Source organism: Cognatiyoonia sp. IB215446, from assembly GCF_033963825.1.
Classification (GTDB): domain Bacteria; phylum Pseudomonadota; class Alphaproteobacteria; order Rhodobacterales; family Rhodobacteraceae; genus Yoonia.
In genome coordinates this window covers 860,887-874,524 of sequence record NZ_JAXBMD010000002.1, presented here as the reverse complement: position 1 = coordinate 874,524, position 13,638 = coordinate 860,887, and the positions used below count along the sequence as shown (strand labels likewise).

The 13,638-nt window shown below is 57.9% G+C and carries 14 protein-coding genes; 8 read left to right on the top strand and 6 right to left on the bottom strand.

Annotation, left to right across the window (positions count from 1 at the left end; all coding sequences use genetic code 11):
- The first annotated feature begins 16 nt into the window (after positions 1-16).
- Both SLH49_RS11905 and gluQRS read left to right on the top strand, forming a co-directional pair.
- Positions 17-634 (top strand): class I SAM-dependent DNA methyltransferase, encoded by a 618-nt coding sequence (locus tag SLH49_RS11905; RefSeq protein WP_320269358.1) that lies wholly within the window; start codon positions 17-19, stop codon positions 632-634.
- On the top strand, positions 631-1,467 hold the full coding sequence (gene gluQRS / locus SLH49_RS11900; protein WP_320269357.1) for a tRNA glutamyl-Q(34) synthetase GluQRS: 837 nt from the start codon (positions 631-633) through the stop codon (positions 1,465-1,467). Before SLH49_RS11905 ends, gluQRS begins: the two co-directional genes overlap by 4 nt.
- Here gluQRS and hisI read toward each other — a convergent pair.
- Positions 1,436-1,810, bottom strand: a complete 375-nt coding sequence (gene hisI, locus SLH49_RS11895) for a phosphoribosyl-AMP cyclohydrolase (RefSeq protein WP_320269356.1) — start codon at positions 1,808-1,810, stop codon at positions 1,436-1,438. The genes gluQRS and hisI overlap by 32 nt on opposite strands.
- Before the next feature lie 67 nt (positions 1,811-1,877).
- Between hisI and SLH49_RS11890 the strand changes: the two genes are divergently transcribed.
- Positions 1,878-2,324 carry an iron-sulfur cluster assembly scaffold protein gene (locus SLH49_RS11890; RefSeq protein ID WP_320269355.1) on the top strand — a complete coding sequence of 149 codons (447 nt, stop codon included), beginning with the start codon at positions 1,878-1,880 and terminating at the stop codon, positions 2,322-2,324.
- A gap of 170 nt (positions 2,325-2,494) precedes the next feature.
- Here the strand turns inward: SLH49_RS11890 and SLH49_RS11885 are convergent, their stop codons facing one another.
- From SLH49_RS11885 to SLH49_RS11865, 5 genes are all read right to left on the bottom strand, one after another.
- The gene (locus SLH49_RS11885) at positions 2,495-2,617 is read right to left on the bottom strand and encodes a hypothetical protein (protein ID WP_320269354.1); all 123 of its coding nucleotides are present in this window, start codon (positions 2,615-2,617) and stop codon (positions 2,495-2,497) included.
- A 101-nt stretch (positions 2,618-2,718) separates the two neighbouring features.
- Entirely contained in the window at positions 2,719-4,809 is a 2,091-nt protein-coding gene (recG, locus tag SLH49_RS11880) for an ATP-dependent DNA helicase RecG (RefSeq protein WP_320269353.1), read from the bottom strand.
- The gene (ligA, locus tag SLH49_RS11875) at positions 4,806-6,968 is read right to left on the bottom strand and encodes an NAD-dependent DNA ligase LigA (protein ID WP_320269352.1); all 2,163 of its coding nucleotides are present in this window, start codon (positions 6,966-6,968) and stop codon (positions 4,806-4,808) included. Before ligA ends, recG begins: the two co-directional genes overlap by 4 nt.
- 126 nt (positions 6,969-7,094) lie before the next feature.
- Positions 7,095-7,808: a response regulator transcription factor CtrA gene (gene ctrA, locus SLH49_RS11870; RefSeq protein WP_320240290.1), complete on the bottom strand. Its 714-nt coding sequence runs from the start codon at positions 7,806-7,808 to the stop codon at positions 7,095-7,097.
- A 91-nt stretch (positions 7,809-7,899) separates the two neighbouring features.
- Positions 7,900-8,178: a DUF1153 domain-containing protein gene (locus SLH49_RS11865; protein WP_320269351.1), complete on the bottom strand. Its 279-nt coding sequence runs from the start codon at positions 8,176-8,178 to the stop codon at positions 7,900-7,902.
- 130 nt (positions 8,179-8,308) lie between these two features.
- Here SLH49_RS11865 and mnmA point away from each other — a divergent pair, with 130 nt between their 5' ends.
- The 5 genes from mnmA (at position 8,309) to SLH49_RS11840 (ending at position 13,413) form a co-directional block, all read left to right on the top strand.
- Positions 8,309-9,448 (top strand): tRNA 2-thiouridine(34) synthase MnmA, encoded by a 1,140-nt coding sequence (gene mnmA / locus SLH49_RS11860; RefSeq protein WP_320269350.1) that lies wholly within the window; start codon positions 8,309-8,311, stop codon positions 9,446-9,448.
- 103 nt (positions 9,449-9,551) lie between these two features.
- On the top strand, positions 9,552-10,013 hold the full coding sequence (locus SLH49_RS11855) for a YHS domain-containing (seleno)protein (protein ID WP_320269349.1): 462 nt from the start codon (positions 9,552-9,554) through the stop codon (positions 10,011-10,013).
- Positions 10,014-10,613: 600 nt separating this feature from the next.
- On the top strand, positions 10,614-11,477 hold the full coding sequence (locus SLH49_RS11850) for an ATPase (protein ID WP_320269796.1): 864 nt from the start codon (positions 10,614-10,616) through the stop codon (positions 11,475-11,477).
- A 36-nt stretch (positions 11,478-11,513) separates the two neighbouring features.
- On the top strand, positions 11,514-12,431 hold the full coding sequence (gene metA / locus SLH49_RS11845; RefSeq protein WP_320269348.1) for a homoserine O-acetyltransferase MetA: 918 nt from the start codon (positions 11,514-11,516) through the stop codon (positions 12,429-12,431).
- On the top strand, positions 12,421-13,413 hold the full coding sequence (locus tag SLH49_RS11840) for an alpha/beta hydrolase (RefSeq protein ID WP_320269347.1): 993 nt from the start codon (positions 12,421-12,423) through the stop codon (positions 13,411-13,413). The genes metA and SLH49_RS11840 overlap by 11 nt, the downstream gene beginning before the upstream one ends.
- Positions 13,414-13,638: the final 225 nt, after the last annotated feature.

Sequence of the window (13,638 nt, the reverse complement as noted above, 5' to 3'; positions counted from 1 at the left end):
GGCCTAAGGTCTCGCCATGACCAAGAAGAAAGACGTCATGCGCCCTGCCCTGTGGACCCCGCGCCCGGTGGAAGAGACGATCGCCATCTATGCCGATTGGGCCGAAACCTATGATGCGGATGTCACGAAACGGGGCTATCACACACCGCAACGCATCGCCGCAGCATTAAGCGATGTTGCCGACCCAAACGATCTGATCCTCGATTTCGGCTGCGGGACCGGTCTGGGCGGTATGGCGCTGAGGCAGGCCGGATTTCAGCATCTCGACGGCACTGATATCACCGCAGAAATGCTGGAACGCGCGCAAACGCTTGGGATTTATGACAAAACCTGGCTCTCGCAGCCGGGTGAGTTGAGCTTTGGGCGCGGCGCCTATCGGGTCATCGTCGCCGCCGGTGTGGTCAGCCTGGGGGCTGCGCCGCCAGAGACACTTGGACTGCTGGTCGCCAAACTGAACAGTGGTGGCCTGCTTGCGTTGTCGTTCAACGATCCGACATTGCAGGACAACCGCTACACCGACGCCCTCGCCACCGAGATCGGCGAGGCGCGTGTTGAGGTCATGTTTCGCGAACACGGGACTCACCTGGATGATGTCGACATGGGTTCGGACGTGATCATCCTGCGCCGTCGGTGATTACCCGCTTCGCGCCATCGCCTACGGGTCCATTGCATCTTGGGCACGCCTATTCCGCCATGTTCGCCCATGACATGGCCAAGGCGGCGAGTGGTACGTTTCTTCTGCGCATTGAGGATATCGATGGGTCCCGCGCCCGCCCCGCTTGGGAAGAACAAGTCTACAATGATCTGCGCTGGCTTGGGTTATCCTGGCCAGAGCCAGTCATGCGACAATCCGAACGCCTTCCAATTTATCGTGAGGCGTTACAAAAGCTTTGGGATCAGTGGCTTCTATTCCCCTGCGACTGCAGCAGGCGCGACATTCAAGAGGGGGCGTCGGCACCGCAGGAAGGCGCACCAGCCTACGGCCCCGATGGTCTCATCTATCCCGGCACATGCAAGTCGAAACCGCGCCCCGAGGCCATGCCCGACGCGGCGCTGAGGCTCGACATGGGCAAGGCTGCGCGCGATGTGTCATACCTTGAAACCTGCCCTGCGCCGCAGACGCGCAAAACATCGTCCGAGACATTTGTCAGTTCCATCGGTGATGTTGTTCTGGCGCGGCGTGATATGGGCACGTCTTATCATCTTTCGGTCGTGATTGATGACGCGGCACAAGGTGTCACGGATGTCGTGCGTGGGGCCGACCTGGCCGAGGCAACGCCCATCCACGTTCTGTTGCAAAAGCTCTTGGACCTGCCCACGCCCAGTTACCATCACCACCGGCTGATCCGCGACGGTGCGGGACGACGCCTTGCCAAACGCGATGATGCGCGCGCCATCCGCAAGTACCGCGAGGAAGGTGCGACGCCCGCCGATATCAGGCAGATGGTGGGTCTTCCGGCAGTTTGACCACCTCAACCTCCTGGCCGTCTTGCACCTCGGTATAAAAGCAGGTGCGGCGGCCGGTATGGCAGGCGGGTCCGGTCTGGTTGACTTCGACAAGCAGGCAATCGCGGTCGCAATCCACCTTAAACCGGACCAGTTCCTGCGTGTGACCGCTCGTAGCACCCTTGATCCAGAATTCCTGGCGGGAACGCGACCAATAGGTGACCCTGCCCGTCTCGAGCGTCTGCGACACTGCGTCGGCATTCATCCACGCCATCATCAGCACTTCGCCCGTCTCAGCGTCCTGGGCAATCGCAGGGATCAGCCCTGCGTCATTATAGGTCAGGCTGGTCGGATCGAAGGACATGTGGAAAACCTTTGCTTTGCGCGTGTTCGGGCTTATCTAGGGAAAGGTGCGAAGAAGGGCAAACACGATGTCAGCAGAAACCGACCTGATCAAGCTTTACTCAACGCAGATCCGCGCCCTGGCGGTGGATATGCCACGCACGACCCGGCTTGAAAACCCGACAGCCACCGCAAAGAAGCGCGCGCCGCTTTGCGGATCGACCGTGACGGTTGACCTGAAAGTCGAAGACGGGATTGTCACCGATTATGGTCAGGATGTGAAAGCATGCGCACTTGGGCAGGCAGCCGCTTCTGTTGTTGGAGCGGCCATCGTGGGTCAGTCGATCAGCACAATCGAAAAGGGGCGTGATGAGCTTTTCAACATGCTCAAGCATGACGGGCCGGCACCGTCAGCGCCTTTTGATGGGCTCAAGGTCCTTGAACCTGCAAAGGACTACAAAAATCGCCACGCCTCGATAATGCTGGCATTTGATGCGACGCTTGACGCGTTGCAGGCCCATAAGGCCGCGGGCTAAAAAAACCGCCGCTCACCCGGGACAGAGTGGCGGCGGCAGGGAAACGATCAGGGCGCGGATGTATCAAGGGAAGAGGCAAAATCCCTATGTGATACGGACAGGCAGGTCATCTCGCATTGCATTCTTGGGACAGGGCAATGTGAAGGACCGCACCGCGATCGTCAGGCAAATCAGATGAGCCCAGGCAAGGCAAGTCCGACGATAAGCATGGTCATCAAGGCAAAAACACCCAATGTATCGGCCAACAATGTGTGGCGCGAACGCTGGATCACCGATTTGATCTCTTCAGCCATGGGATGTTCCTCTAATGTTCCGATGGCTCTGTGATCTCACAAGGTTAATGAGTTGTAAAGAACTTTTTAAGAACATTTGTGAACATATGTTCTACTTCGTGCTAACCCACTGATATCAAACGGATCGCTTTGTCCTGCTCCATGAGCCAAAGTAACTTCCGTGCCGCTTGCCCGCGCGGGCTGTCGAGCTGCGGATCATCTTGTAGCAGTTTGCGCGCATCTGTCTGGGCAAGGGCCATCAGCCCCGCCTGTCGCTCAAGATCAGCGATGCGAAACCGGGGGATGCCGGATTGGGCTGTTCCGATGACATCGCCCGCGCCGCGCATCGCGAGATCTTCCTCCGAGATACGAAAACCGTCTTCAGTTTCCCGCAAAATCTCCAATCGGCGCTTGCCGCTCTCGCTGAGCGGTGGTTGATAGATCAACAAACAGGTCGAGGCAGCAGCGCCACGCCCTACCCGCCCACGCAGCTGATGCAGCTGTGCGAGCCCAAAGCTCTCGGCGCGTTCGATCATCATGATCGAGGCATTGGGCACGTTCACCCCCACCTCGATCACGGTTGTGGCGACAAGTACCTTGGTCTCACCCGCCACAAAGCGCGCCATGGCTGCATCTTTTTCGGCTGGAGGCATCTGACCATGGACCAGTCCGACCACGCCTTCCCCCAAGGCCGCACGCAAGCGCTTGAAGCGCTCTTCTGCTGCGGTCATGTCCACCACTTCGCTTTCTTCAACGAGCGGACAGACCCAATAGGCCTGTCTGCCCTCAACGACAGCCTTGCGCAGACGTTCGACAATGTCGTCCATGCGCGCGGTTGAGATCAGCGCGGTCTGGACCGGTGTGCGTCCAGGCGGTTTTTCGTCTAGGACCGACACATCCATATCGCCATATTGCGCTAGTGCGAGTGACCGCGGGATCGGTGTTGCGGTCATGACAAGCACATCGGTCGCCGCACCCTTGGCGCCCAGTTCCATCCGCTGGGCGACGCCAAAGCGATGCTGTTCGTCGATCACCGCCAATCGCAAGTCGTGAAAGACAACATCCTTTTGGAACACCGCATGTGTACCGACGAGAATCTGGATTTCGCCTGCAGCCAATGCAGCCAGCTTTGCTGCCCGCTCGTTTCCCTTGTCACGCCCAGTCAAAATCTCCAGAACCACACCGGCGCTCTCGGCCAGCGGGCGCAAGCCCTCAAGATGCTGGCGCGCCAAAATCTCGGTCGGGGCCATCATCACGCCCTGCCCGCCAGCCTCGACCGCGCAAAGCAGCGCCATCAACGCCACGAGCGTTTTTCCCGAGCCGACATCCCCCTGTAAAAGCCGGTTCATCCGGTGCGGTGCGGCCAGATCAGCCGCAATCTCGGCTACTGCACGCGTCTGCGCCGCGGTCGGGCGATAGGGCAAGGATTGCAAGACCTTGTCTTGCAACACCCCCGTCGCCTCAGAAACCCGCCCCTTCGCACGCCGTGACGCAGCACGGGCGAGCGCCAGTGTGATCTGATGCGCCAACAATTCATCATAGGCCAGACGCCGACGCGCCGGATGATCAGAGGATAAATCCTGCATCTTTTTCGGATTATGCGCTTGCTCAAGCGCGTCGTCCCAGTCCGGCCAACCTTCGCGCGCCATCAGCGGCGCATCAATCCATTCGGCAAGTTCCGGCATCATGGCCAACGCGGACCGGCTCGCCCGCCACATCAGCTTTTGCGTCACACCCGCAGTGAGCGGATAAACTGGTTCAAACGCAGGGATGTCGTCACTTGCGTCGAGCGGCACCACATGGTCGGGATGCACAATCTGGGCGATGCCATCAAAGATCTCGACTTTGCCGGAAACCAGACGTTCCTGCCCGGTTGGTAACAGCTTTTGCAAGTAATCGCCGCGTGCGTGAAAGAACACCAACTGAAACGTCGTTTCGGCGTCAGTCACATGAACGCGGTAGGGCCGCCCGCGTGTTTTGGGTGGATAATGCGCACCGATTGTGACGGCAACCGTGACAACCGCAGGCGCATTTACTTCGCGAACACTGGCCCGGCGCGCCCGATCCACACCGCTTTGTGGCAAGGTCATCAACATATCGCGCGGCTTTTCAACGCCGATATTGGCCAAGGTTTGTGCAGTCTTCGGGCCTACACCATCCAAAGCGGTCAAAGTGCCGAAGAGAGGGAACAGAACCTCGGGTCGGCCCGTCATACCGCGCCGATCAGGGCGAGCCAGGCCTCCTCATCCATGGTTTGGACGCCGAGATCAGCAGCCTTTTTCGCCTTTGATCCCGCACCCGGCCCAGCAACAAGAATATCCGTTTTTGCACTGACGGACCCGGACACTTTTGCACCCAACGCTTCTGCCCGTGCCTTGGCCTCCGCGCGGGTCATCTTTTCGAGCGTACCGGTGAATACGATTGTCTTACCGGCAACAGGGCTGTCGGTTGCAACGGCCGCAGCATCCTCAACATCCAACATGCTGACCAAAGTGTCGATGGACGCACGTTCCGCCTCCTGCTGCATGGACGTCACGACCGACGTCGCCATCACCGCGCCGACCCCGTCGATGCTGATCAAATCGTCCCATTCGAGTCCGGCACCGATTTGCGCTTTGGTCATCGCATCTGCAAAGGCCGTCCATGACGTGTAGTGGTTGGCAAGCAAAGCCGCAGCACTTTCACCGACATGGCGAATACCCAGCGAAAAGATCAGGCGCGCCAGCGGTATTTTGCGTTTATCGTCAATGGCATCAAAGAGGTTATTTGCACTCCTCTCGCCCCAGCCTTCGCGGTTTTTCAGTTGCTGAAGGCCTTCGCTGAAACGGTTGCGCATGGTGAAGATGTCAGCGGGTGTTGCGATCCAGCCGTCAGTGTAGAACTGTTCCACTTGCTTGGCGCCGAGTCCCTCGATGTCAAAAGCCGCCCGCGAAACAAAGTGCTTAAGCTTCTCGACCGCTTGCGCCGGGCAGATAAGACCACCGGTACAGCGGCGCACCGCATCGCCCTCCTCCCGGATCGCCTCTGAACCACATTCGGGACAGGTGTCAGGAAAGACATATGGGATCGCTCCTTCGGGGCGGCGCGAGATGTCCACGTCCTTGATCTTGGGGATAACGTCGCCCGCCCGGTAAACCTGAACCCAGTCGCCCACGCGCAAGTCGCGCCCGTCGCGGATTGGGTTGCCATCTCCGCCCAGACCCGCGATGTAATCCTCATTGTGCAATGTCGCATTGGAAACAACGACGCCGCCGACCGTAACAGGTTTCAGTCGCGCGACCGGAGATAATGCACCGGTGCGCCCAACCTGAATGTCGATCGCTTCAAGCGTCGTCCAGGCCAGTTCGGCAGGGAATTTATGCGCGATAGCCCAGCGAGGTGTGGTTGAGCGAAAGCCCAATCGTTCTTGCAGATTGAGGTTATCGACTTTGTAGACAACACCGTCGATGTCATAGCCCAGATCGGCGCGTTGCGCCTCAATCTTGTGGTAATGCGCGATCAGCGCGTCAGGGCCATCACAGGTCGCCGTCAGGTCATTGGTGACAAAGCCAAACTTTGCCAATCTTGCAATGGCGCCTGATTGGGTCTCGGCCAGTGGTGCCGACAGGGCGCCCCAAGCATAGGCAAAAAAGCGGAGAGGACGAGTCTTGGTAATCTCGGCGTCAAGTTGGCGCAGTGATCCCGCTGCCGCGTTGCGTGGATTCGCGAATGTCTTGCCACCGGCGTCGGCTTGCCGTTCGTTGAGTGCCGCGAAATCGGCGTGGCTCATGTAAACCTCGCCTCGGACCTCAAGCACGTCGGGCGCATCTTGGATTTGCGTCGGGATATCGCCAATCGTCCGGGCATTGGCTGTCACGTTTTCACCGACGGCGCCATCCCCACGGGTCGCGGCCTGGACGAGCACGCCACCTTCATAGCGTAAGGAAAGGGATAGGCCGTCGATCTTCGGCTCGGCGGTATATGTCAGCGGGGCCTCAGTGTTCAGCCCCAGATATTTGCGCAAGCTAGTGTCAAATGCCTGCACATCCGCGTCATCAAAAGCGTTGCCGAGCGACAGCATCCGCACCGCATGCGAGACCTTTGCAAAGCCTTCGGCGGCAGGCGCCCCCACCTGCTCAGATGGGCTATCTTCGCGTTTGAGGGCCGGGAAAACAGCCTCAATGGCGCTGTTGCGGCGCTTGAGCGCATCGTAAGTTGCATCACTGATATGTGGTGCGTCAGCTTGATGGTAGGCTGCATTTGCATCATGCAACTTACTGGAAAGCCAAGCCAATTCCGCCGCAGCCTGCGCCTCTGACAGGTCTTGTGGTGCAACTTTACCGGTCTGCGGATGAATAATTTCGTCAGTCGCGCCCACACTGGCCCCCGGCATCTCGTTCTGCATTGGCCCGATTGGGCGTGAGCCAATTCTTATGCAGGCGGGATTGGATCGTCCAGTAAGCGCGCGCGCGATTTCTGAGGTATCAAATACGACGTGGTGCCCAACGTCACAGCGCGGTCAGGCGCCAATGGCCAGCTTTTCCTCGGCCATCACCGGCTCGGGATCACGCAGGACATAGCCGCGGCCCCATACTGTCTCGATGTAGTTTTCGCCCGTTGTCGCCTCGCTCAGCTTTTTGCGTAGCTTGCAGATGAAGACATCAATGATCTTCAGTTCAGGCTCATCCATGCCGCCGTAAAGATGGTTGAGGAACATCTCTTTGGTCAGCGTTGTGCCCTTGCGCAGGCTCAACAGCTCCAGCATCTGGTATTCCTTGCCGGTCAGATGCACGGTGCTGCCATCAACCTCAACCGTTTTGGCATCAAGATTAACGGCAATCTGCCCCGTCTTAATGATCGATTGGGCATGGCCCTTGGATCGGCGAATGATCGCATGAATACGCGCCACGAGTTCTTCGCGGTGGAAGGGTTTGGTGAGATAATCATCCGCACCAAAACCAAAGCCTTTTAGCTTACTTTCTGTCCCATCGTCCCCTGAGAGGATCAATATAGGCGTATCGATACGGCTGAGACGGAGCTGGCGTAGCACCTCGTGACCATTCATGTCGGGCAAATTCAGGTCCAACAGGATCAGGTCGTAATCATACAGCTTCGCCAGATCGATCCCTTCTTCGCCAAGATCCGTTGCATAAACATTCAGGTTGGCATGGGTCAGCATCAATTCGATGCTCTTAGACGTCGTTGGGTCGTCTTCGACTAGCAAAACACGCATTCGAGGTCTCCGCTCTCTCATTCACACCGTTAACCTAGACGTCAAAAGGTTAACTAGCGGTTACTGCCCCATAAGATGATTGCATTTCCACCTATGGTTGTCGATACCTTTGTAGGGCAGTTGCCTTAAGGGCAGCTTCGCCAAATTGTGATACCGCAGTCTCCCATTCCGAGAATTCCTCATCCGACAAATTGTAGCGTTCAAGCGCCTCTTTGCGTTGAATAAGGCCTGCAGCGACTGCTTTGACGACTGCTGCCTTCCGTGATGCGACCCATCTGCGCGTCTTTTCACTGGGCAAGTCTGCGCGGGTCATGATGCTGCCATCAGGCAGCGTAACAGACCGCGGTCCCTCAACTTTACGTAGATACATCTCGCACCCCTTTGTATTTCCACCGCGGCGATTAATGCGATTCAGGGCTTAAGGAGTGGTATAAACCCCACTTGAGAGTACGCTGCATTTTCCTATATTTTATCGCGAACCTTATGCATCTGGAAAACCCATGCCACTTGATTCGCCGCTGAATTCTCTCGGCTTTGCCAAACCGCCTGCGCAGACGCGCGTTGTCGTCGCCATGTCTGGCGGCGTCGATAGCTCTGTTGTGGCTGCGATGCTGGCCGAAGAAGGCTATGACGTGGTGGGTGTCACGCTGCAGCTTTATGACCACGGCGCCGCCCTTGCCAAGAAAGGGGCGTGCTGCGCGGGCCGCGATATCCATGATGCGCGTCGGGTAGCCGAGGAAATGGGCTTCCCGCATTACGTGCTGGATTATGAAAACACGTTTCGTGAAGCGGTGATGGACGAGTTCGCGGACAGCTATCTGGGTGGGGCCACGCCGGTGCCGTGTATCCGGTGCAATGAACGGGTGAAATTCAAGGACCTGCTGGAGACGGCGAAAGACCTTGATGCCGATTGTATGGCGACCGGGCATTACATTCAGCGCAAGATGGGTGAAGAAGGTGCGGAGCTGCATTGCGCAGCGGACCCCACGAAGGATCAAAGCTACTTCCTGTTCTCGACCACGCAAGAGCAGCTCGACTACCTGCGCTTTCCCCTGGGCCATCACGCCTCCAAGGATGAAACCCGGGCTTTGGCGGCGAAATACGGGTTGAGCGTCGCTGACAAGCCCGACAGCCAAGACATCTGCTTTGTCCCTAATGGCGATTACGCAGCAGTGATCGAAAAGCTACGGCCCGGTGCGGCGGAGCCGGGCGACATTGTCGATACCGAAGGCCGCGTCTTGGGCACCCATAAAGGCGTGATTCATTATACAATCGGCCAAAGGCGTGGTCTTGGCATCGGTGGCCTCGCCGACCCGCTATATGTGGTCAAGCTGGATGTGGATGCAAAGCAGGTTGTTGTCGGACCGAAAGACATGCTGGCGACGCGGCGTGTCCCGGTGCGGGAGATCAACTGGATCGGTGGCGGCAAGCTGTCTGTTCAGCCCGAACGGGAGATTGCGGTGCGCGTCCGCTCTACCCGGCCTCCGACTGATGCGATCTTGCGGCCGCTTTCCGACAGTGAGGCGGAGGTGGAGCTTTTGGTGGCCGAACAAGGCGTGTCGCCCGGACAGGCATGTGTCTTTTACGACACCGATAGCACCCGCATTCTCGGTGGCGGCTGGATCTGGCGCGGCCAATAGGCCCGTTGCAACATGTGTCACATGTCTGTGTGAGGGGTAGCTTTCAAAGGGGCTCTACCCCCAATTAGGCGCCAATGACGCAATCGCTATTGGAGCCGCAACCATGTCACTGACCCGCCGCCACCTGCTGACGCTTGCCGCAGCAACACCTGCCCTCGTCCTGACGACACGCGCCGCTTTCGCGGCGACACCCGCCATCTATGCTGAAAGCGGCATCGCCGTCGATGGGACGGATGTTGTGGGGTACTTCACACAAGGAGAGCCGGTACCGGGCAACTCCGAAATCACGCATGACTACATGGGTGCCACATGGCAATTCAGCACAGTCGAGAACCGCGATCTGTTTGCCGCCAATCCCGAAAAATACGCGCCGCAATATGGCGGATACTGCGCCTTCGCCGTCAGTCAAGGTTACACTGCCTCGACCGTACCCGAGGCGTGGAGCATTGTGGATGACAAGCTGTACCTGAATTTCTCGCGCCGGGTGCAGCGGCGTTGGGAGCGTGACATTCCCGGCCACATCGCAGCCGCAGATGCGAATTGGCCAGGTGTGCTGAACGGTTAGATGTCAGGGCAAGCGGGTTTGCCGCCTGCTTTCCCTGAAAATGTGGCTGCTGAACCCCGATCCAAAGTGTAGCGACAGGGCACAAATTGGGCACGGCATTTCAAGGTCTTGGTCTGCCGTGATCCACCAAACACATTCACGAATTCTGCGACAGATTTGCGAAATACGCAGCCGGGCCGCATTGTGCGGGCTTTGATCACAGATTTACGCTTCTCCCGTGCGCTTGGCGCACATGTTTCTGAAAGCAATGTCGATCAATGAAAGGAAATGCGTTTTATGAAAAAACTTGGAGTTCTTGCATCTGCACTGGTGATGCTTCTCAGCACATCTGCTTCAGCGGAATGCGGCGGCGATCCTGACTGTTTCTCAACCGGTTCAGGTACATGCATGTGTTACATTGTGATCACAACAGGTGGCCCAGCGTTCCAGTAAGTGTTGTGATCACTCTAAATTCGATGAGGATGCCGGGCTGCGCAAGCGGTCCGGCATTCCGTCATCTGAGCCGACCTGATTGGGTCAGAGAACCTTGCCAACGTGTCTGACACCCTTTCCGGGCAAATAGGGCTGGTGCTCGCAGCGCTGTGCCGCTACCCAATCGGGATGATCTACGAAACCGCATCTGAATGGCGCAACGCCCCACAGAAACGTGTCTTGCTGTTTGCCATGTCCGGGCTCGGCAAAACCTATCTGTCCAAAATGCTGCGGGAGACGGGCGATTGGTTTCACTACTCCATCGATTACCGGATCGGCACCCGCTATATGGGCGAAAAGATCGCCGATAATGCCAAGCGTGAGGCGATGAAGGTGCCGTTTTTGCGCGATCTTCTGCTGTCGAACAGTATCTATATTGGGTCGAACATCTCGTTCGACGATCTCAAACCGATGTCCTTCTATCTGGGCAAACCGGGTGACCCGGCCAAGGGCGGGTTGGATTGGGCAGAATACACGCGGCGGCAGGATGAATTTCAGGCCGCCGAGGTCGCCGCGCTGCACGATACGGGCTACTTCATCAACCGTGCACAGACGCTATACCAATACCCGCATTTCGTCTGCGACACCGGCGGTTCTATCTGCGAATGGGTGGACGTGACCAACCCCGACGACCCGATCATGACCGATCTGGCCTCAAAGACGCTGATCGTCTGGATCAAGGGCAGCGAAGAGCACACTGCGGAACTGATCCGCCGTTTCGACAAGGAACCCAAGCCGATGTCGTATGACCCGGCTTTCCTGCTGGCCACGTGGGAGGCGTATCTGCAGGAATTCGGCATCGCCCCCGACAATGTCGATCCTGACGATTTCATCCGCTGGGCCTTTGCCAAGGCGCTGGCGCATCGGCAGCCACGCTATCAGGCCATGGCCGACACGTGGGGGATCACCGTGCCGCAGCAGGCCGTCGCACAGGTCAAGGATACGGAGGGCTTTGTCAGCATGATTGCTGACGCCCTTGAGATGCGGGGGTAAGCCGCCTATCTCTCCCCTCTGATCAGGACTTGCCCCATGCCCATCAAACTGCCATCCGCCCTACCCGCCTATGACGTCCTTTCCAAGGAAGGTGTCATGGTGCTCGATGAAGATACCGCCGCACGTCAGGATATTCGCCCCCTGCGCATCGCGCTGTTGAACCTGATGCCCAAGAAAATCCAGACCGAGAACCAGTTTGCCCGGCTGATCGGGGCCACGCCTTTGCAGATCGAGTTCTCGCTGATCCGGATGTCCGAGCATCGGACGAAGAACACCGCGGCGGAGCATATGGCCGAGTTCTACCGGCCCTTCAGTGATGTGAAGAGCGAAAAGTTTGACGGGCTCATTATCACCGGCGCGCCAATTGAACATCTGCCTTTCGAAGACGTCACCTACTGGGACGAGCTCACAGAGGTGTTCGATTGGACCCAGACCAACGTGCATTCGACCTTCGGCGTCTGCTGGGGTGGGATGGCGATGATCAACTACTTCCATGGCGTGAAAAAGCACATGCTGGATCACAAAGCCTTTGGCTGCTTCCGGCATCGCAACACCGCCCCGGCCTCACCCTATCTTCGCGGGTTTTCGGACGATTGCGTGATCCCGGTCAGCCGCTGGACCGAAATGCGGCAAGATGAGATCAGCGCAGCACCCGGATTGAAAACCCTGATTACCAGCGATGAGGCGGGTCCTTGCCTAGTTGAGGATGCAGCGCACCGCGCACTCTATATTTTCAATCATTTCGAATATGACAGTGGCACGCTGAAACAGGAATACGATCGGGATATCGCCAATGACACGCCCATCAACGTGCCGATGAACTACTACCCCGATGACGATCCCGCGAGGGAGCCGCAAAACAGATGGCGCAGTCATGCGCATCTTCTATATGGCAATTGGGTGAACGAGATCTATCAGACCACGCATTTCGAGTTGGATAAAATTGGGACTTAACGGATTTACAAGTATCGTCGTCATCCTTGGGATCGCAGCGACACTGACATATTTCGGTGGCGAATATCGGGCCAAGAAAGCCGAACGCACCCATGCGCCGATTGGCGAGTTTGTTGATATTGACGGCACCCGCGTCCATTACGTCCAGGAAGGGAGCGGCCCGCATCTGGTTTTGCTGCATGGTGCAGGTGGAAACCTGCGGGAGTTCACCTTTGACCTGATGGGCCGGCTCACGGACCGCTATACCGTAACCGCATTTGATCGACCCGGCCTGGGCTATACGGATCGTGTGCCGGGCGTGCCCGCCGGTATCACGGCGACCGAAGGCGCAAGCCCGCAATCTCAGGCCGCGATATTGCGCAAGGCCTCCGAAACGCTGGGCATCGAAAACCCAATTGTCGCAGGCCACAGTGTCGGAGGCATCGTCTCTTATGCGTGGGCGCTGGCCGGTCTTGATGAAGAAAGCTCCGCCAATGCTTCGGCCGTGGTGTCTCTCGCCGGAGTGACGATGCCATGGCCCGGTGATCTTGGGTCTTATTACACCGTAAACGGGTCCGCCTTTGGCGGGGCTATCACCATCCCGCTGATTTCCGCGCTTGCCCCCGACAGCCGTATTGAACAGGGGATCGCAGGTATCTTCGATCCGCAGCCCGTGCCTGACGGCTACAGCACCTATGTCGGCGCACGGCTTGCGCTGCGGCCCGACACGATGCGGGCCAATATCCGGCAAGTGAACACACTGCGGCCCCACGTTGTCGAGATGGCGCAGCGCTATCCGGAACTGACCTTGCCCATCGAGATCGTGCATGGCGATCTGGACAAGACCGTTCCTTTACAGGTCCATCCGCTGGAATTCATCAAGATCGTACCAGAGGCAAGTCTCACCGTGCTTGAAGGTGTGGGTCACATGCCGCATCAGACCAACCCTGACCAAACCATCGCTGCCATTGACCGGGCCGCCGAAAGGGTGGGCAATCAATAGCGGTTTCCGCGTGTGCGCCACTATCTCATGGCAGGCTGCAAAGCTGCGATATGCTCTCCCATATCTTATCTGACCGTCGCGTTCTCAGACTGCAAATTCCACGAATTCTTCTTCGCTGGCCGTTTCTCTATTGCTTCTCCTGATAGGCTTTGAGGCCACGAGAGATGGCTACCACAGCGTCAGTAACCGCTCGAAGATCAGTCCAGTGCACCTGAACTGCACTGG

What these genes read in the sequence shown, in the direction of transcription:
- SLH49_RS11905 (WP_320269358.1), top strand. Translation starts at nt 17, where the DNA reads ATGACCAAGAAGAAAGACGTCATGCGCCCTGCCCTGTGGACCCCGCGC.
- hisI (WP_320269356.1), bottom strand. Translation starts at nt 1,810, where the DNA reads ATGTCCTTCGATCCGACCAGCCTGACCTATAATGACGCAGGGCTGATC.
- SLH49_RS11890 (WP_320269355.1), top strand. Translation starts at nt 1,878, where the DNA reads ATGTCAGCAGAAACCGACCTGATCAAGCTTTACTCAACGCAGATCCGC.
- SLH49_RS11885 (WP_320269354.1), bottom strand. Translation starts at nt 2,617, where the DNA reads ATGGCTGAAGAGATCAAATCGGTGATCCAGCGTTCGCGCCACACATTG.
- recG (WP_320269353.1), bottom strand. Translation starts at nt 4,809, where the DNA reads ATGACGGGCCGACCCGAGGTTCTGTTCCCTCTCTTCGGCACTTTGACC.
- ligA (WP_320269352.1), bottom strand. Translation starts at nt 6,968, where the DNA reads ATGCCGGGGGCCAGTGTGGGCGCGACTGACGAAATTATTCATCCGCAG.
- ctrA (WP_320240290.1), bottom strand. Translation starts at nt 7,808, where the DNA reads ATGCGTGTTTTGCTAGTCGAAGACGACCCAACGACGTCTAAGAGCATC.
- SLH49_RS11865 (WP_320269351.1), bottom strand. Translation starts at nt 8,178, where the DNA reads ATGTATCTACGTAAAGTTGAGGGACCGCGGTCTGTTACGCTGCCTGAT.
- mnmA (WP_320269350.1), top strand. Translation starts at nt 8,309, where the DNA reads ATGCCACTTGATTCGCCGCTGAATTCTCTCGGCTTTGCCAAACCGCCT.
- SLH49_RS11855 (WP_320269349.1), top strand. Translation starts at nt 9,552, where the DNA reads ATGTCACTGACCCGCCGCCACCTGCTGACGCTTGCCGCAGCAACACCT.
- SLH49_RS11850 (WP_320269796.1), top strand. Translation starts at nt 10,614, where the DNA reads ATGATCTACGAAACCGCATCTGAATGGCGCAACGCCCCACAGAAACGT.
- metA (WP_320269348.1), top strand. Translation starts at nt 11,514, where the DNA reads ATGCCCATCAAACTGCCATCCGCCCTACCCGCCTATGACGTCCTTTCC.